Here is an 18,166-nt window from a genome sequence, read left to right on the forward strand (position 1 = left end):
ATGCCTATTAATTCCCCGTTGCGTAACCCTGCAAGTCCGCTTCCGGCCCGTCAGGCTTGTCGCCCACAGGCGTCACATTTGTTTGAACAGATGCAGATAGGCACGGCTGACAACCAATTGCTCCGGATGGGCCTTCAGCTTGAGCAGGGTGCGACCACGGAAGTCCCGGACCGTACCGGCGATATGCCTGACTGCGACGATGGTGCCGCGATGGATCTGCCAGAACCGGGCGGGGTCGAGCCCGTCGAGCAGCTCCTTGAGCGGCGTGCGTATCAGCGATTCGCCCTCGCCGGTAAAAACGCTGACGTATTTGTCACGCGCCTCGAAGTAGATCACCTCATCAATGGCGATCAAGCGGGTTTCGTTGCCATGGGCAGCCCGTATCCAGTCCAGGCGAGGGCCGCCGCCGGCTTGCTGCCCCAGCAGGTCGGCCAACCGGCCCAGCAGGTCCTGTGACGGCGCCGCGGGTTGGGGCGCCGGCTCAACCAGTTGACGCTTCAGCTTCTCCACCGTGCGCTGCAGCCGTTCCAGGCTAGGTGGCTTGAGCAGATAGTCCACGGCCTCGCGCTCGAAAGCGTCGACCGCATACTGGTCGTAGGCGGTCACGAACACGATATGCGGTGCGGCATCGCTACCCAGCAAGCGGCTGGCGACATCAAGGCCGGTCAGGCCTGGCATGCGGATGTCCAGAAACGCGATGTCCGGTGCTTCTTCGTCGATCAGGCGCAGCGCGTCGACACCGTTGTGTGCGAGGGCGATGACCTTGAGTTCCGGCCAGATGCTCGCCAACTGGGTCTTGAGATATTCGGCAAGAGCGATTTCATCGTCAGCAATCAGGGCAGTGGTCATGGCGGCAAAGGGATCAGAGTGGTAGGCGCAGCGTGACCTTCACGCCACAGGGATGATTATCGGTAATCGTCAGTAGTCCTGCCGAGCCGTACAAGCTCTTCAGGCGATCACGCAGGTTGGCCAGCCCCACGCCACCACCTGGCCTCGGCATAGCCTCCGGCGTAAATCCCTGGCCGGTATCGCTGATCGTGATCTGCAACTGGCCGGCCTGGCGGCTGGCGGCGATATGTATCTCGCCGCCTTCGATCTTGGGTTCCAGGCCATGCTGTATGGCATTTTCGACGACGGGCTGCAGCAGCATGGGCGGTAGCTGCAAGCTTTCCAGTCCTGGTTCCAGCTCCACACGGTAGTTAAGCCGGGCGCCCATGCGCACGGTCATCAGGTCCAGGTAGGCGCGCAGGGTGTCGAGTTCTCGCCCCAGCAGGGTCTGATCTTCCCGGCTGCTGGTCAGCGAGGCGCGCAGGTAGTCGATCAGGCGTTCCAGCAACAGCCTTGCCTTGTCCGGCGCCGGGCCGATCAAACCCACCGCGTTGGCCAGGGTGTTGTAGAGAAAATGCGGTTCGATCTGCGCCTGCAGCATGCGCAACTGGGACTCCAGTGCCCGCCGCTCGGCATCCAGTGCCCGCTGCCGTTCCCTGGCCAGCTCGACCTCGGCTCGCGCCTGCCGCTCGCGGATCACGAACAGGCCGCACAGCAGGCCGGAGATGCCGATGGCAAACACGGCGACGCTGCGTGCCCCCTTGGCACTGAACACATAACGCTGCGCAGCCGGAAAATCCATGATCGCAAAGCTGATGGCGTAGCCCAGGAACACGCCCAGGGTGGGGATGGCCATGAAATAGAGTATGCGTTGCCAGGACGAGGCGACATCCAGCCAGCGGCGCAGGAGCCTGCTGCTCAGGTCGAACAGGCCATGGATGGTGAAACCGATGACTTGGGTGATGAACAGATTGGCCCCGATGTTGCGCCAACTGATACGATCACCGATCAGGACCAGCGATATCAGCAAGAAGAAGGTGAAGATGCCGGTATTCCAGATGAACGTGTAGAGGATGTCGCGTTTCCAGTTGGCAGGCCAACGTCGGAAATAGGGAATCAGTTCCAGCGGGTGCCAGTCATAGTCCTGCTTGCACCGTTCCGGCTGGGTCGTGTCGGTGGTCTGGGACAGTGCTGGGGGGGAGGCGGGCTGTGTCATCGTCATCATTTCAGCGTCTGGTACGCTTGGATTCGGTCGTTCTTGGTAAGGCTGTTGCAACGGCGATATTGCCGGCCGGGTCCTGCAGGCCGATCTGCCGAGCCAAGGCAAAGCCCAGGCCCAGCAATGGCCATATCGCCCAGCTTATCTGGCCGTTATGCCAGAAATCGATCAGCAGGAGTACGCCCGCGATAGCGGCATAGCCCAGTGCGATGCTCAAAAGCCGCAGTTTGCGTGCGACCAGGCATTCGGCCTGTTGGCGCAGTGAGGGTTCGGCCTGCATGCGAATCTCCGGATAGTGAATGGCACCAGTGTGCGAGCGGGCGATCGTTGCCGCTGCGACTTGCGATGAATCGACACCGGACCTGCGTGAGTTGCAGCGGTCCGGCGCCAATGCAAGTCAGGAGTACTAGGCCGCCAGGAAATTGCCGTGAAAGCCGAGTGGCGCCGCATACGGCAGCAGTGCCTGGGCCACGGGGCCTGCCGCGATATGGCTGGCATCGAACACATTCAGCGCGGTCTTCTTGCGTCGTATGTCGTAGGCGGGCCCGATCAACCAGTGGCCCGGGCCGTGTCGCTTCGCGACCGGTATATGCTCTTCCACGATCCAGTCCTCGCCAAAGTGGTAACGATCCACCCTGCCGTTGCGCAGCGAAACCCTGGCCACTCCGGATAGGCCAAAGCCCTGGCCGGGATCGCCGGTCAGCATGAAGATCTCGTCATGACGGCGACCAATCTGCAGGGGGGCGACACGGGGGAACTCGGTCAAGGCCAGCAAGGTTTCCTGCCGGCTGAGGCCTTGTTTCAGATCCAGGGTAATCAAGACTGCCTGGGAATGACGGCCGCTCCCCATGGTGCTGCCGTGCATCGCGCGACGCATTTCGTCGAGGATGCTGGCATCGGGAAACAGGGTTGCATCGAGCTTGATGCTATCGCCATCGTCAAAGGCATTGCCAAAGTGAAAGACCATGGCTGCTGGCATCTCGATGATCTGCTTGAGGCTGAAGTCGGTCTTGTCGACGATCACGGCCCGCATGGGGCGCTCGCCCTCCCAGACATGCATGTCGAGGAACGACGCACCCGGCTTTTGCTCCAGCCGGAACGGTGGAACCAGAAAGACCAGGTAGCGCGCTGTCACCACGAAGTCATGCACCATGGCCAGTTTGGGCACATTGATCAGTTGGACGCGCACCAGGCTGCCGTCCGCCCCGATCTGCCACAGCACCAGCTTGTTGCTGCCTGGCAGCGCGCCGAAGTTCCAGAGCGTGCCGTCGGGTTCGATCCTGGGGTGGGCAGAGAATGGCAGGGCTGCCAGATCGGCGCGCCAGGTCTTGATGCCGCGGGTCGCCAGGGTATCGGGGTCGAGCTCGGTTGCAGAGCCGCCTTCCCATAAGGCATACAGATGGCCCGCGTGCGGCACCGCGTTGGTATTGGCGGTATTGATGCTGTCGTTGTTGCCAACCGGCCGGCGCTGAATGGCCGTGCCAAAGGTGGGGTAGAGCAACTGCCCGGCCTGCGATTCTTCCTGGAATTTGCTGGTCCTGACAAAGCGCCCGGTATGTCGCACGCGGCCGTCCCGGATGCGCCAGGCGTGCACCATGCCATCGCCGTCAAACCAATGCTCGTAGCGCTCACCGCCCCGCTCGAACCGGCCTGGTCCATTGCGGTAGAACACGCCCGCCAGCTCCTGGGGCCAGCGCCCCTGGATGCTGGCTTCCGCGCTTAGCATCTCACTCTCCACGCCGGACAGGGCGTTGAGCCGTGGGGACTGCTGGATACCTTGATGAAAGTCGCGATAGGTATTGCTGTCGGCCAGTAGCTTGCCGGGCAGGGCGGAAAAGGCACCCCCGACCAGGGTACGAAGCAGGAAGTCACGGCGATCCATGTCATTTCTCCTTGCGTTGCAGGGCATCCATCTCACGCTCCACCAGGCGCTCGTACATCGCGTGGCTGCGCCCCCAGGCCTTCACACCCTGCATGGCCAGCGCGAAGCTCAGACCCAGCAGTGGCCAGATCGCCCAGGTAATACGCCCTTCCAGCCACCAGTTCATCGCGAGCAGAAACCCCACGATGGCGGCATAGCTGGCGGCCGAACAGAAAAACTTCATCTTGGCGCTGGCCGCACGTTCAGCACGTGCTCGTAGCGTGTCTTCGGTTTGCATGTTGTTCTCCCTATTCCTGCCCGGTTGAGGGGCGATTAGCGTAAGGTGATCGTGATGGCGGCCCCATCGGCAGGCAGGCTGAGCTTGGCCTGCTCATAGCTGGGTGGGCCATAGTTGCCTGCGGCATCGCGCGAGAAACCATAAGGCTCGATTGGCATACCGATTGCATTGCTGTCCAGTTTCATGTTGTCGTTGCTGTCCTGGTAGACGGACAGTGCGTAGTCGCCGGCAGGCAGGTCGTGCAAGGTGGTGCTGACCGTGCCGGGTTCGGCTTTGACGCGGGCTACGAAAGCGGGGGTCTTCAGGAAGGTGTCGGCACGGTTGTAGGCACCGACCAGTACATGGCCATCCGTGTTCTTGAGATTGGTGACCGATACGGTCAGATCGGCCGCCTGCGCGCCGGCGCCCAGGATCAGAAGGGGGAGAAGGATGCGGATGGTCATGTCTGTGCTCCGGTATATCGCCGATTGCGATGGAGCACATGGTGGACGGCTGGCCAGATGCCGACTGGGACTTGCGACGAATCGACAGCAAAACGGCGCCAGTTGCAGGCGCCGTTCGTCAATATCAGCGAGGAGGCTGGGGGATCAGCGCTTGGCCGGTTTCTTGCGGACGTAGACAGTCTTGTTCACGCGGGCGACGACGGTGTTGCTCTCGTCGACGATGTCGACCACGAATTGCGGCAGGTACTTCTCCCCGCCTGCAGTTTGTTCGCGGATGGTGGTCAGCGTGGCGTCGTCCAGGCGGAAGCGGGCTGTCACGACGCCCCGGGCCGGCGCGATGAATTCGATCGCCGCACTCTGGTCCCAGACAAAGTAGTCCTTGCCGAGTATGGGCATGAGCATCAGCATGTACCAGGCATCGGTCATCGCAAACAGGCTGCCGCCAAAGTGGGTGTTGACGTAGTTGCGATTGAACCAGCGCAGTGTCAGCCGGCAGTCGACCTCACGGTAGTCCGCGCTGATATGCGTCGCGTGAATGCCGGTGAACAGGAATGGCGGCCAGAGATTGATCAGGCGCTTGAAGGTGCTGGCTTTCATGACGGTTTACTCCCAATTTGTGGAAATAGTTTGTCAAGCAAGCGCTTGGTTGTCAACAGTGTGAGCCGGTGGATTGAGCGGTGTATTGAGCCCGGCGTAAGCCGGGCATGGGGGAATAGTCAAGCGTCATCCTGAACGCTGACGGGCGTCAGCGAGGCCTCGCGTGCTAGGCGCTCGACCCGAGCAGCCGTGCAGCTTCCATTGATGATATACGCCGCTGACCTGGGCTTCAGGTTCTACGCCCTGAATCGGGCAATCTCCTGGCGCATCGAGGTAGCAATGCCCTCCAGGTCCCGCGCATGCTGGCTGGTATGTTCTGCCGCCAAGCTGTTGCGTTCCACCATATTGGCAATCTGCTCGACCGCAGCCGCAATTTGGTGTCCTGCCTGGTCTTGCTCCTTGAGTGCGGTCGAGATCGACTGCACCTCGTTTTCGACCAGATGGGCATCGCTGGTAATGGTTTCCACCGTTCGACCCGCCTCCTGTGCATACTCCACGCCATTGCTGACGCGCTGCACCGCGCTGCCCATAGTACCGGCTGCCTGCTGGGCCGACTTCTGGATACCGGCAATCTTGCCGCCGATCTCGCTGGTCGCGGACGTGGTGCGCTCGGCCAGCTTGCGGACCTCGTCGGCAACCACCGCAAAACCTCGTCCTTGCTCACCGGCACGGGCGGCCTCAATGGCAGCATTTAGCGCCAGCAGGTTGGTCTGGTCAGCGACCTCGCGGATCACCTGTACGATGCTGCCTATCTCTTCCGAGCGCTGGTCGAGCTCACGCATCGCTTGCGCCGTCTGTTCGATGCTATAAGCAATCGCCGACATCTCCTTGACGGTATTGCCGATCACTTTGCCGCCATCCTCCGCATGGTGCTCGGCCTCCACCGAGTGGCTCATGGCCTCGCGGGCGCTGTCAGACAGATGGCTGATGCTGGTGGAGAGCTGCTCGATGGCTGCAGCCATGCTAGTGGAGGCGTCGCTCTGTTGCCGTGACCCTTCCGAAACCTGATGGGCCGAAGCCGTCAGCTCCCGTACCATGTCGATCAATTTGCCGCTGGTACTATCCGCACTGCGCAGCACTCCCTGCACGTTCTCCGCGAGGGCGTTGAAGGCGCGAGCCGTATCCGCCACTTCGTCGTTCCCGTGCACCTCCACCCTGCGGGTGAAATCGAGATCCCGCTGTATCTCCCTGATGGTGCTGGAGAGCCTGACCAACTGGCCGGTAATGCTGCGTACGATCCAGTAGGACAGGCCCAGCGCCAGCAGGCTGACGACGATCGCAATGGTGATCAGGCGGCTGCGACCGTTGGCGTAGTCGGCATGGGCTTCCTTGGTCAGGGCATCGGCGGCCTTGGTGTTGTACTCCACCATCTTGTCGATAACCGGCAGGAAACTGCGGAAAGCCTTGCGGCCGTCGCCACGAAAGTAGGCAAGCGAGGCCTCGTGATTGCCCTCCTGCACGATCTGCTTGAACCGGTCATGGCTGAGCAGGTAGGCCGCGAGCTTGGCCTGGTAGTCGGCAAACAGCGTCTTCTCGCTATCGTCCTTCAGATACTTGCCGTATTCGCTCTCATAACCCTTCAGGGCCTCGAGGTTCTTGCCTAGACGCCCCAGGGTCTCGGTGATTTCGCTGGCATCCTTGGCGATCAGCAACTGGGTCTCCCGATTGCGGAAATCGATGGCTTCGGCGCGTATCGCACCGGTGTAGCGCACGCCGGGCAGGGCGTCATCGGTCACACCGACCAGGGCCTGGTCCAGCGCCGCCAGGGAGGTAATGCCCAGGAGTCCCATCGCAATGACGAAGACAACCAGCGCGGCAAAGGCCAGGGCGAGTTTTTGCGAGATGCGCATGGCGGGCTCCAATTGGGTAGGTGGGCTGACGTACCCTTTGTGGTGTAGTCAGCCCAAGCCCCACATGCAAGCACCGCCCGGATATTTCCCTATCTGATCAGGTGCTTATCGATCAGTCACCTCAGTGGAAGGCATAAAGGTCCATGCCCAGTCCGCCATTGGTGATATTGGTGTAAAGGCGCTCCGCCTGGGCGTTTGCACCTGCTGCGCCCAAGGGAACATAGAGCGGCAGATAGTGCTCGTCGGTGGGATGTGCGCGCTGGGCGCCCGGCGCCTGACGGCGATAGTCGAACAAGGCGGTACGGTCGCCCGCCATCAGCCGCTCATACACCCAGTGCTGGAAGGCCGGCACGTATTCGTTGGCGGCAACACCTTCCGGTACGTCGCGCTCCAGCTCTCGCAGATTGTGGGTGATGCTGCCGGAGCCAATGATCAGGACGCCTTCTTCGCGCAGGCTGGCCAGCGCCTGGCCCACTCGCCAATGATGCTCCGGGCTCTCGCGTGGCTGTATCGCCAGCTGGAACACCGGTACGTCGGCAGCCGGATACATATTCTTCAGCGGCACCCAGGCACCGTGGTCCAGGCCGTGCCCCGGATCGATGCCGACCTGAAAGCCCGCTTCCGCCAGCAAGGCCGCACTGCGCTCGGCAATCTCGGGCGAACCGGGCGGCGTGTACTGGATCTGGAACAAGGGCTCGGGAAAGCCGTAGAAATCATGGATGGTCGCAGGATTGGCCGAGGTACTGACAGCCGGCATGGTGGTCAGCCAGTGGGCCGAAGCCATGATCACTGCCTTCGGGCGAGGCAGGCTGCGGGCGACCTCCACCCAGGCCTTGCCGGTTGAGCCGGCATCCAGGGCCAGCATGGGGGAGCCATGGGAAACAAACAGGGTAGGCATGCGAGACATGGTCAGAATCCTTCAATGCATTGCACTTAGTATCTGTCTGTTATTGAGAGCGTGATAGTGGAAAGAAATCAACATCAATGTCGGATTATTTGAACCAGCTGTGATTGGGCTTCTTCTGTGTCACCGACCTGCTTGCCGTGCTGGTGCGCTGCCGAGCCCGAAGAGTCCGACTACACTGGGACGATAACAAGGAGACACCATGAGCGAACCCCATGATCGCCTGACGCAACTCAGCGAGCTGGCGCTGCGCTGGCAGAAACTCTTGCAGGAGCAGTTGCAAAAGCGTGCCCGTGGCGACGCCAAGGTCCAGATACCAGACCCGCAAAGCGTGCAGCAGGCTTTTGAGGCGCTCTGGCGCGTGGTGCTGGAGCAGCCCGAGCCGATGTGGCGTGCCCAGATGCGGTTCTGGCAAGAGTATGTCGAACTGACACAGCAAACCTGGCAGCGCTTCTGGCTGGGCGCTCCAGCTGGCGAGGAGCAGAGCGACAAGCGCTTCAAGGACGAGCTCTGGACCAGCAACCAGGTGTTCGGCTTCGTGAAACAGGCCTACCTGCTGGCGGCACGGCATATTCAGGATACGGTCGCTGAGCTCGATGGCCTAGACAAGCCGACTTCGCAGCGGGTGCAGTTCTATACCCGCCAGTTTGTCGATGCCATGGCACCGACCAATTTCCTCGCGACCAACCCGGCTGCGCTCAAGGCCACGGTGGAGTCGGGCGGGGAGAACCTGATCAAGGGATTCGCGCATCTGCTTGAGGACCTGGAGCGCAATGATGGCCGACTGATGCCGCGGATGACCGATCCGGGCGCCTTTAAGCTCGGCGACAATATCGCGCTGACGCCGGGGGCAGTGATCTACCAGAACGAACTGATGCAACTGATCCAGTACGCTCCTGCGACCGACAAGGTCCATCAGACCCCCTTGCTGATCGTGCCGCCGTGGATCAACAAGTTCTATATCCTCGATCTCAAGCCCAAGAACTCCCTGATCAAATGGCTGGTGGAGCAGGGCCATACGGTGTTCGTAATTTCCTGGGTCAATCCGACCGAGCAGCACAGGGACAAGCACTTCGAGAACTATATGCAGGAGGGCATCCTGGCCGCGATGACGGCGATCGAGGCGGCAACCGGGGAGCCTGTCGTCAACGTCGCGGGCTATTGCATAGGCGGCACGTTGCTGGCGGCGACGCTGGCCTACCTGGCAGCAGCCAAGGACAAGTCGGCGAGCAAGCGTATCGCTTCGGCCAGCTTCTTCACCACCATGATCGACTTCAGCGATCCGGGCGAGTTGGGTGTCTTCATCGATGAGCTGCAGTTGCAGAGCCTCGACGCCTATATGGACGAGAAAGGCTATCTGGAAGGGCATCAGATGGCGGGCGTGTTCAATATGCTGCGAGAGAACGACCTGATCTGGAATTTCGTTGTCAACAACTACCTGCTCGGGCGTGAGCCCATGCCGTTCGATCTCCTGTACTGGAATTGCGACGCCACACGCATGCCTGCCGCCATGCACCGCTTCTACCTGCGCAAGATGTACCTGGAAAATGTGCTCAAGGACCCGGGCGGTATCGAACTCGCCGGCGTACCCATCGACGTCCGCAACATCAAGACGCCCGCCTATTTTATCTCCGCGCGGGAAGACCATATCGCACCCTGGCAATCGACCTATGCCGGCGCCTGCCTGCTGGCGGGACCGGTGCGCTTCGTTCTGGGGGGATCGGGCCATATCGCCGGCATCGTCAACCCGCCGTCGGCGGGAAAGTATGGTTATGCCAGCAATACGCAACTACCACCGTCCGCCCGTACCTGGCTTAGCGGTAGCACCGCCCATGAGGGCTCATGGTGGCAGGACTGGTCGGCCTGGCTGCAACCGTTCAATGGCAAGCGGGTTGCGGCGAGAGTGCCTGGCAAGGGCAAGCTGGCGGCACTGGAGCCGGCACCGGGCAGCTACGTGCAGGCAAAACTGGCCTGACGGCCCGCTTGGGGGCGGTCCTGGCGGCAGAACTTTGCATGGTCGGGATGAATTCGCACGATCCAGCTCCTAAGCTGATCAGGGGTCTGCATGGGCGGCCCGTGATTGGTGAGGGAGAGGGCGGTAATGGAATTCGATATCGAACATTGGCAGGACCTGCTGCTGGGCTATGCCACGACGCTAGGGGTCAAACTGCTGGCGGCGATTGCCTTCTGGGTAATCGGGCGCTGGTTGATCGGGGTCGCCGAGCGGGCGGTGCGCAATTCGCTGGAGCGACAAAAGGTCGATCCGACCGTGCTGCGCTATATCGGCGGGGTGCTGACGGTGACGCTCAACATCCTGCTGGTCATCGGCATCCTGGGGTATTTCGGGGTACAGACCACGACGTTCGCGGCTCTGATTGCCGCGGCAGGCGTGGCGATCGGCATGGCCTGGTCGGGTTTGCTGGCCAACTTTGCGGCGGGCGCCTTCCTGATCGTGCTGCGTCCGTTCAAGGTCAACGATTTCGTGACGGTGGGTGGCGTAACCGGCACGATCAAGGAAATCGGCTTGTTCGCGACCACCATCAACACGCCGGACAATGTGCTGACCATGGTCGGCAACAACAAGATCTTCGGCGACACGATCCAGAACTTCAGCGCCAATGCCTTTCGGCGGGTGGATCTGAAGGCACAACTGGCTGGCAGCGCCGACCATCGCGCCGCGATCAGCCTGTTGCAAAGGGAGCTGGCGGCGATACCCAACGTCCTGGCCACGCCGGCACCGGATGTGGCGATCCTTGAATTCAATCTGGTGGGGCCGGTGCTGGCCGTACGGCCCTATTGCCACAATGACCACTACTGGCAGGTGTATTTCGATACCCAGGCCTTGCTCAAGGAAGGCTTGGCCGCTGCGGGCTTCCCGGCCCCTCAACCGGCGCAGACGGTCTATCTGCACAACGTCGGCTCGGGCGCCTGAGGCCACCTGTTAGCGGTGCAGCTCCATTCAATGGCTGTGCCGCTGCCGACGTTGCCGTAATGCCATCAATACATGCAGGCGCCATCCCAGTTGGACCAGGCCATATCCGGCCAGGGCGAGCAGCAGGGCCAGCGCCAGCAAACCGACCAGCAAGGGTGTGCCGAGCGCCATCATCCAGTCCAGCCAGGCGTGCATGGTCGTGCCGAGATTGGCCCAGTCGGTCTCTGGTGCCGCCGGCACGGGTGCCTGGGCGCCGTTGGCGCCGGTAATCAGCCGACCCAGACCGTAGGCGGCGAGATAGAGCGGAACGATAGTGAACGGATTGCTGAATAGCGTGCCGAACACCGCCACCGGCAGATTGACCCGAAACAGGATGGCCAGGACGGTCGCACCCAGCATCTGCAAGGGGCCAGGGATCATGCCGCTGAACAGGCCGACGGCCAGCCCGCCGGCGACCGAGTGCCGGTTCAGGTGCCAGATGTTGGGGTGGGATAGGTAAGGTGCGCATCGCCTCAGAAAGGCGTTGCGATTGAGCGTATCTCGGTCGGGTAGCCAGCGGCGTAGGTATTTGCGGGGCATGGGCAGCCTGGCGATGATAGGGGGATGGCTCAGACCCGCCCCGCCCGCAAAAGTGCAATATGGGTAATCAGCGAGGGATCAGCGGATCACATCATTTGCTCAGCGTGGGTTCGGCCGGCTTGCCGGCCTTGTCGGCAAAGTCTTTCAAACCACTTTGGACCAAGTCCCAGGTCTTGTCGATATTGCCGGCGATGTCACCCTTCAATACGCCCAGCCCGTCCAGGATGCCGCGCGCTTCCTTGAAGCCCTGTTCGATACCGCTTCCGATGGTGTCCATGAAGTTCTTCAGTACCGTGGCCTCGTCCTCGCCGGGGTGCTGCTTCTTGAACAGCTCCAGAAAGCCGGTCGACATATCGAGTATGCGCTTGGCGGTGGCCTCGGGGCTGACATCGATCTGGCTGTCATCCGGCGTTGTCGGGGGCTGGACCGCGGTGGTCGACGTATCCAGTTGCAGACTGCTGCTGATGGATTCGTAGGTCGCCTGGAACAGCAGGTTGTAGTAGTTGTCACCTTCGGTGATTGACGCACTGAAGCTGTAGCTGGCCTTGACCTGTTGCATCTGCAGGTTGAGCCGTTGCGAGTCGGATAGCTTGTTCTGCGTTGCACCCGTCTTGGTCTGGGCTTGGGTCTGCGCCTGCTGGTTGATGTCCAGGTTATTGATGTTCATGTGCTTTTCTCCTGTCGTTATCGCGCTCGGTTTATGGTTGGACCGGCTGCAAACCTGGATATCGGCAGAAATGCCTGATTTGACAGGGTAATCGCCGAGTAGGCGACGAAAGGTCGTGGATTCAACCGGCGCGCAGGGCTTCGACGATCTGTAGCCGGGATGCCCGCAGTGCAGGCAGGAAGCCGCCGATGACACCCATCAGCAAGGCAAATAGCAGGGATTTGACGACAATGCCGACGGTGAGGGTAAAGCTGAAGGCGAGTTCGGAGAATGTCTGCCAGTTCATGGTGGAGACCCCGAAGAACTGCATGCCGGAGGCCAGCAGCAGCCCGGTCACCCCACCCAGCAGCGACAGCAGCAGCGACTCCAGCAGGAAGGCGGCCAGGACGCCGTGCTTGCGAAAACCCAGCGCCCGCAGGGTGCCGATCTCCGCTACCCGGTTTGCCACCGCGGCATACATCGTGATCATGGCGCCGATGATGGCACCCACCGAGAAGATGACCGACAGCACCATGCCGAGTATGGAAATGAAGCTCGACATGACCTGCGACTGGTCGGCGTAGAACTGTGTTTCCCGCTTGTATTCGGCAGTCAGTCGTTGATCGGCCTCCAGGCGCTTGGCGACCGCGTCGTAGGCATCGCTGTCCTGCAACTGGAAGATCACGGCCGAAAAACTGAGGCGACGGAACGCCTGCATCATCTGCTCGGCGTCACCCCATATTTCCGAATTGAAGCCGCTCTTGCCTGCGTCGAATACCCCGACGATCAGCCAGTCGCGCCGGGCAAAGCGCAAGGTGGCGCCGAGCTGGATATTATCGAAACCCTGCGCGATGGCACTGCCAACGATGATCTCCGAACTGCCGGGCCGCGCAGCCCGACCGGCGATCAGCTTGATTTGCGGGCGTAGCGTCATGCCTTGCAGGCCTGCACCGCGCACGACCACGTTGGAAGGCTTGCCACCGCCACGTTTTTGTAGCGAGATCAGCACCACGCTTTCCTTGCTCAGCAGGCGCCGGCCGGTCGCATCCAGGGCAATGGCGGGATCGCTTTCAATAATGGCCGCCTCGGCGCGCGAGACACCGCTTTGCACTTCAGTCTGCGATCCCTTGCGGATAGCGACCACATTCTGCGGCAGGCCGGTTGCAGCAAGCGTCTGTTTCAGGCCGGCGTCCAGCATCAGCACCGTTGCGAACACGAACACCACCAGCGCCATGCCGCCTGCCGTCAGCGCCGTGGTCAAGCGGCGGGTCAACAGGTTGCGCCAGATATAGTTCAGCGGCAGCTGGTTCATGCGTGTTCCCACGCTGTCAGGCCGGCGCCGCCATGAAGGTGCGTCATGCCACGGCCCTCAGTCCTTCCGTGATCCGTATCCGCATGGCCTGGCGGGCGGGGACGGCTGCGGCAATCAGGGCGACCATCACGGCGGCCGCGGCTTGTTGCCAGACGGTGGAGGTCGCGATATTGAACACCGGGAAGATATTGTCCAGCGCTCCACCGACGGCACTGACGACCGGCCAGGTTAGGGCGATGCCCAGGCCGGCACCAATGGCGCATAGCAACAAGGATTCCGCCAGAATCAGGGCGCCGACGACGCCGGGGCCGAAACCCAGCGCCTTGAGGGTGGCGTATTCGGCCGTGCGCTCGCGGGCCGACATGGCCATGGTGTTGGCCATGACCGCCATGATGATCAGGATCACCACATAGCTCACCACCTGTATGGCCAGCACGATGGTATCGGTCATGGCGACAAAGCTCAGCTGGAAGGCTTTTTCCGTCTCGGTCAGCGTTTCTGCCAGCGAGTTACGGAACTGTGCATCCACCCGCTGGCTGACCTGCGCTGCGGCGCTACCGTCGGCGATACCGACCACGAACACACCGGTGTTGTTGGCGCGACGAGGCGAAAGCTGTTTGACCCGTTCATTCAGATAGTCCCAGTGGAAGAAGAACTGGTTCTGGTCGGTGGTCTTGTCGCGGCCGTCGTAGATCCCCCTCAATACGAAGGTCCAGGTGCCGGGAAAGATCGTGCCCTTGATGGGGATGGTATCGCCGACTTTCCAGCCGTAGCGATTGGCCAGTTTGCGACCGACCAGGCAGCCCTGCCGATCCCGGATGAAGGCTGCTCTGGCGTCATCCGTCAGCACGAACTCGGGATAGAGCTTGAGATAGCTTGTGGGCTCGACGGCAAACTGCGGGAAGAAGTTCTTGGGCTCGATATAGATGCCACCGAACCAGTTGGCCCAGGACAGGCCGGTTACGCCTTCGACGCTGCGTATCCGCTCGCTGTAGCTGATAGGCAGGGGGAAGACCAGCGAGATGGCGCTGCGAGTGATCAGTCGCTTGTCCGATGCCGCATCGGCGCCGGCATACCAGGCGGCCACCACGGTGCTCAGGAGGCCAAACGACAGGATGGCAACAGCCAGTCCTGCCAGCGTGAGGCAGGCCCTGAGCCGATGGCGCAGCGCATTTTTCAAGGACATCTTTAGCAGGAAGAACAGCACGCCTCAAGCCTCCTGCCTGCGTTCCAGGCCAGACAGCTCGCCTTTTTCCAGGTGCCGGATCGCGTGGGCACGTTCGGCCGCCCGGGCGTCATGGGTGACCATCACGATGGTCTTGCCCAGTTCGGTGTTCAATTGCGCCAGCAGATCGAGTATTTCGCCGGCCGATTTGCGATCCAGGTCGCCGGTAGGTTCATCCGCGACGATCAGGGTCGGGTCACTGACCAGCGCCCGCGCGATGGCAACCCGCTGCTGCTGGCCACCGGAGAGTTCGTTGGGATAGTGGGTCAGGCGATCAGACAGGCCGACCATGTCGAGCGCCAGCTCCGCATGGGCACGTCGCTCGCGCCGTCCCAGCGATGTCAGCATCAACGGCAGCTCGACGTTTTCCAGCGCACTCAGTACCGGCATCAGGTTGTAGAACTGGAAGATGAAGCCGACGTGACGGGCGCGCCAGTCGGCCAGATCACTCTCCGGCAGGCTGGCGATGTCGACATCATCGACGATGATCTGCCCGCTGGAGGGCTGGTCTATGCCGGCGATCAGGTTCAGCAGGGTGGACTTGCCCGAGCCGGAGGGGCCCATCAGTGCCAGGAAGTCACCATGCTCGATGACAAAATCGATGTCGCTGAGCACTGGCACGATCTGCCCGCCCCGCTGGTAGTGCTTGCTGACGTGCCGTAACGCCACCGCAGCGACCGCCCGGCTCATGGCTTCTTCTCCGTGACCTTGCTGCCGTCCTTCAGCTCAGCCGGTTCGAGCACCACGACCTCATCCCGTTTCAAACCCTGCCGGATCTCCAGCAGGTCTCCCAATTTCTGTCCGGTTTGCACGGCGGTGCGATGTACCAGTCCGTCACGTACGACGAATACCGCCCCCTCCTTGATGGCCTTGGGGTTGACCGCAAGGCGTGCCGTACGCTCGTCGGCCTTCAGGGCCCGGCTCAGGAAATTCACCTTGGCGCTCATTTCAGGCAGGACACGTGCGTCCCGTTCAACGAAGCCGATCTTGAACATGACCGTGGCCTTGCTGCGATCAACCGAGGGGACGATGCTGTTCACGGTGCCCAGCAGGCGCAGATCGGGCAGGGCATCGAGCTGGATCTCGCAGGCCTGACCCTGGCGTGCCTTGAACAGGCTGGCTTCTGAGACATCGGTTTCCACTTCCAGCGTCGACATGTCGGCCATGCTGACGACCGCACCCTTGGAGTCGGCACTGGCGTTGAAGGGAGAGATCACGTCGCCGACGTTCGCGGTCTTGGTGAGGACCACGCCAGCAAAAGGCGCCTTGATAAAGGTGCTGTCCAGGGCAACCTGGGCTTGCACGACGGCGGCTTCCGCCTGTCGTATGGCGGCCATCTGTGCGCCGACGACAGCGGTGGACTGGCTGGTTCGGGAGATGGCGTTGTCGTGTGCGGAGCGGGCGATAAATCCCTGCTCCAGCAGTTCGGCGCTGCGGCGATAAGCGCGATCGGCTTCAATGGCATCCGCCTCGAACTGCTTCAGTCTGGCTTTGGCGGCTTCGACATTGGCGATGGCTTGCGCCACCTGGGCTCGCTGTTCCGCGCTCTCCAGGCGGGCGATCACCTCGCCTTCTTGCACCCGGCTGCCTTCGCGCACGCCGAGCCATTCCAGGCGTCCCGTCGCCTTGGATGCGATGGCGGCTTTCTTTTGTGGCACCACATAGCCTGTCGCCGTCAGTTCAGAAATGGCTGCGGATGGCCAGGCTTGTACCACCTTGGCGGTATGGACTTCCGTGCTGCCCCCCGAGCGGGAGATAAACAGTGCGATCAGGGCCAGCAGTATCAGTACGGTGATGACATGCCACTTGCGCAGACGTCGCCTGGTTTGCCTGGACGGATTACCGCGTTCGATGGCGAGTTTCTTCAGTTTGTCGGTCATGGCGTGATGGGTTGGGTGATTTTTGCCGATCCGGAAAGTGTGTTGCGGCGCGTGGCAAGGCGCTTGCCTGGTCCACGGTGCATTCAATATGGACGTAATTGCGGGCTTTCCCCTAGAAATTTGCGGCAATGCAACAACCTATCAAACGATTGTTTGAAAGTGCCGAAGCTGTGTTACATTCCGTTCCGTAGTCGTTCTGCAGCTCACTACGAGATGCAGCGCGAAGCCGCCGGGCCAGCCCGGCCGGTTTGCCTACGCTTGGGTACTTAGGGCGCGTCGGTCACCACCGGCGCGCTTTTTTTCGTTCCTGCTGCCGACCGATATCGCTGCATATCTGGCTGTATGGGTGTCGCAATGGATGGGAAAGCCGCGCCATCGATAGCCGGGACAGGGTAAAATCGCGCGATTATTGATCAAGCACCTTTAGGCCAATGGCGAAACCCATCAAGCCCGCCAGTTTTGAGGCGGCCATGACCGAACTGGAAACCCTGATAGCCGATATGGAGCGGGGGGACGCACCGCTGGAGGCATCGCTGACTGCCTATAAGCGTGGTGGTGAGTTGATACGCTATTGCCAGGAGCAATTGGCCGCGGCGGAGCAACAGATTCAGATGCTCGATGGCGACAGCCTCAAACCGTTCGAGGCGGAGGAGGCAGAATGAGCCATTCCGACTTCCAGACCTGGTCGTTTGCCATCCAGCAGCAGATGGAGCTGGCCATGGGCAGTGTCCTGCCTTCGCCGCACCATTTGCCAGAGCGCCTGCACGAAGCCATGCGCTACGCCGTGCTTGGCGGTGGCAAGCGGGTCCGGCCCTTGCTGGTGTTTGCCGCCGGTGAGCTGGTCGATGCGCCCGCGGAGCGTCTGCAGTACGCCGCCAGCTCGGTGGAGATGATGCACGCTTATTCCCTGGTCCATGATGATTTACCTTGCATGGACGACGATGTGTTGCGTCGTGGCAAGCCGACCGTCCATGTCGAGTTTGACGAGGCGACCGCGCTGCTTGCCGGCGATGCGCTGCAGACGGCAGCTTTCGAAGTGCTGTCCGGGCGGCCGCTATGCGATGAGGCGGCGGATCAACTGACCATGGTCAGGATACTGGCCAATGCCTCTGGTGCTACCGGCATGGCAGGCGGCCAGGCGATCGACCTGGCTTCGGTCGGTAAGCCCTTGAGTCTGCCAGAGCTCGAACATATGCATATTCTCAAGACGGGGGCGCTGATCCGTGCCTCGGTACTCCTCGGTAGTTATTGCGGTACCTCCTTGCTTGCAGGTGAACGCGACAAGCTGGATCGCTTCGCCAAGCTGGTCGGGCTAGCCTTCCAGGTGGTGGACGACATACTCGATGTCGAGGCCGATACCGCCACCTTGGGCAAGACGGCAGGCAAGGATGCCGCCAACGATAAACCGACGTACGTCTCACTATTGGGTCTGAAAGAGGCCAAGCAGCGGGCTGCAGAGCTGGAGGCCGAGGCGCTGGACTGCCTGGCGGGCTTCGGTAATCGTGGTCATCGTCTGCGCGAGCTGGCGCACTTCATTGTCCGCCGTGCCTTCTGACCGGCCGGACTGCTTCCCGTTGACGGGTGCCTGACCC

The 18,166-nt window shown here is 61.6% G+C and carries 19 protein-coding genes; 4 read left to right on the top strand and 15 right to left on the bottom strand.

Features of this window, described 5'->3' with window-relative positions; translation table 11 throughout:
- Positions 1-72: 72 nt before the first annotated feature.
- The 9 genes from ACYVHK_RS05345 to ACYVHK_RS05385 all read right to left on the bottom strand — a co-directional run bounded on the left by ACYVHK_RS05345 (position 73) and on the right by ACYVHK_RS05385 (position 8,003).
- Complete coding sequence (locus ACYVHK_RS05345; protein WP_460528386.1) at positions 73-849, bottom strand: LytR/AlgR family response regulator transcription factor; 777 nt, start codon at positions 847-849, stop codon at positions 73-75.
- A gap of 13 nt (positions 850-862) precedes the next feature.
- The gene (locus ACYVHK_RS05350) at positions 863-2,044 is read right to left on the bottom strand and encodes a sensor histidine kinase (protein ID WP_460528388.1); all 1,182 of its coding nucleotides are present in this window, start codon (positions 2,042-2,044) and stop codon (positions 863-865) included.
- Positions 2,045-2,054: 10 nt separating this feature from the next.
- Entirely contained in the window at positions 2,055-2,327 is a 273-nt protein-coding gene (locus tag ACYVHK_RS05355; RefSeq protein ID WP_460528390.1) for a 2TM domain-containing protein, read from the bottom strand.
- 126 nt (positions 2,328-2,453) lie between these two features.
- Complete coding sequence (locus ACYVHK_RS05360) at positions 2,454-3,929, bottom strand: carotenoid oxygenase family protein (RefSeq protein ID WP_460528392.1); 1,476 nt, start codon at positions 3,927-3,929, stop codon at positions 2,454-2,456.
- Position 3,930: 1 nt separating this feature from the next.
- Positions 3,931-4,206 (bottom strand): 2TM domain-containing protein, encoded by a 276-nt coding sequence (locus ACYVHK_RS05365; RefSeq protein WP_460528394.1) that lies wholly within the window; start codon positions 4,204-4,206, stop codon positions 3,931-3,933.
- A 35-nt stretch (positions 4,207-4,241) separates the two neighbouring features.
- Positions 4,242-4,649: a DUF2141 domain-containing protein gene (locus ACYVHK_RS05370; protein ID WP_460528396.1), complete on the bottom strand. Its 408-nt coding sequence runs from the start codon at positions 4,647-4,649 to the stop codon at positions 4,242-4,244.
- Positions 4,650-4,793: 144 nt separating this feature from the next.
- The gene (locus tag ACYVHK_RS05375; protein ID WP_460528398.1) at positions 4,794-5,246 is read right to left on the bottom strand and encodes a hotdog family protein; all 453 of its coding nucleotides are present in this window, start codon (positions 5,244-5,246) and stop codon (positions 4,794-4,796) included.
- A gap of 236 nt (positions 5,247-5,482) precedes the next feature.
- On the bottom strand, positions 5,483-7,096 hold the full coding sequence (locus ACYVHK_RS05380; RefSeq protein ID WP_460528400.1) for a methyl-accepting chemotaxis protein: 1,614 nt from the start codon (positions 7,094-7,096) through the stop codon (positions 5,483-5,485).
- A 121-nt stretch (positions 7,097-7,217) separates the two neighbouring features.
- Positions 7,218-8,003, bottom strand: coding sequence for a dioxygenase family protein (locus tag ACYVHK_RS05385; RefSeq protein ID WP_460528402.1), 786 nt, complete (start codon positions 8,001-8,003; stop codon positions 7,218-7,220).
- A gap of 199 nt (positions 8,004-8,202) precedes the next feature.
- Here ACYVHK_RS05385 and ACYVHK_RS05390 point away from each other — a divergent pair, with 199 nt between their 5' ends.
- The gene (locus ACYVHK_RS05390) at positions 8,203-9,975 is read left to right on the top strand and encodes a PHA/PHB synthase family protein (RefSeq protein ID WP_460528404.1); all 1,773 of its coding nucleotides are present in this window, start codon (positions 8,203-8,205) and stop codon (positions 9,973-9,975) included.
- Between the two features lie 126 nt (positions 9,976-10,101).
- Positions 10,102-10,932: a mechanosensitive ion channel family protein gene (locus ACYVHK_RS05395; RefSeq protein ID WP_460528406.1), complete on the top strand. Its 831-nt coding sequence runs from the start codon at positions 10,102-10,104 to the stop codon at positions 10,930-10,932.
- A gap of 27 nt (positions 10,933-10,959) precedes the next feature.
- Here ACYVHK_RS05395 and ACYVHK_RS05400 read toward each other — a convergent pair whose 3' ends face one another.
- The 6 genes from ACYVHK_RS05400 to ACYVHK_RS05425 form a co-directional block, all read right to left on the bottom strand.
- Positions 10,960-11,511, bottom strand: a complete 552-nt coding sequence (locus ACYVHK_RS05400; RefSeq protein WP_460528408.1) for a DUF2062 domain-containing protein — start codon at positions 11,509-11,511, stop codon at positions 10,960-10,962.
- 91 nt (positions 11,512-11,602) lie between these two features.
- Positions 11,603-12,178 carry a DUF5610 domain-containing protein gene (locus ACYVHK_RS05405; protein ID WP_460528410.1) on the bottom strand — a complete coding sequence of 192 codons (576 nt, stop codon included), beginning with the start codon at positions 12,176-12,178 and terminating at the stop codon, positions 11,603-11,605.
- A gap of 121 nt (positions 12,179-12,299) precedes the next feature.
- Positions 12,300-13,469: an ABC transporter permease gene (locus tag ACYVHK_RS05410; RefSeq protein WP_460528412.1), complete on the bottom strand. Its 1,170-nt coding sequence runs from the start codon at positions 13,467-13,469 to the stop codon at positions 12,300-12,302.
- 43 nt (positions 13,470-13,512) lie between these two features.
- Positions 13,513-14,676: an ABC transporter permease gene (locus ACYVHK_RS05415; RefSeq protein ID WP_460528414.1), complete on the bottom strand. Its 1,164-nt coding sequence runs from the start codon at positions 14,674-14,676 to the stop codon at positions 13,513-13,515.
- Positions 14,677-14,679: 3 nt separating this feature from the next.
- Entirely contained in the window at positions 14,680-15,384 is a 705-nt protein-coding gene (locus ACYVHK_RS05420; RefSeq protein WP_460528416.1) for an ABC transporter ATP-binding protein, read from the bottom strand.
- Positions 15,381-16,574 carry an efflux RND transporter periplasmic adaptor subunit gene (locus ACYVHK_RS05425; RefSeq protein ID WP_460528419.1) on the bottom strand — a complete coding sequence of 398 codons (1,194 nt, stop codon included), beginning with the start codon at positions 16,572-16,574 and terminating at the stop codon, positions 15,381-15,383. The genes ACYVHK_RS05420 and ACYVHK_RS05425 overlap by 4 nt, the downstream gene beginning before the upstream one ends.
- Before the next feature lie 431 nt (positions 16,575-17,005).
- Between ACYVHK_RS05425 and ACYVHK_RS05430 the strand changes: the two genes are divergently transcribed.
- Positions 17,006-17,236, top strand: coding sequence for an exodeoxyribonuclease VII small subunit (locus ACYVHK_RS05430; RefSeq protein ID WP_460528422.1), 231 nt, complete (start codon positions 17,006-17,008; stop codon positions 17,234-17,236).
- On the top strand, positions 17,233-18,129 hold the full coding sequence (locus ACYVHK_RS05435) for a polyprenyl synthetase family protein (RefSeq protein ID WP_460528424.1): 897 nt from the start codon (positions 17,233-17,235) through the stop codon (positions 18,127-18,129). Before ACYVHK_RS05430 ends, ACYVHK_RS05435 begins: the two co-directional genes overlap by 4 nt.
- The last annotated feature ends 37 nt before the right edge of the window (positions 18,130-18,166 follow it).

Source organism: Chitinimonas naiadis, from assembly GCF_054780835.1.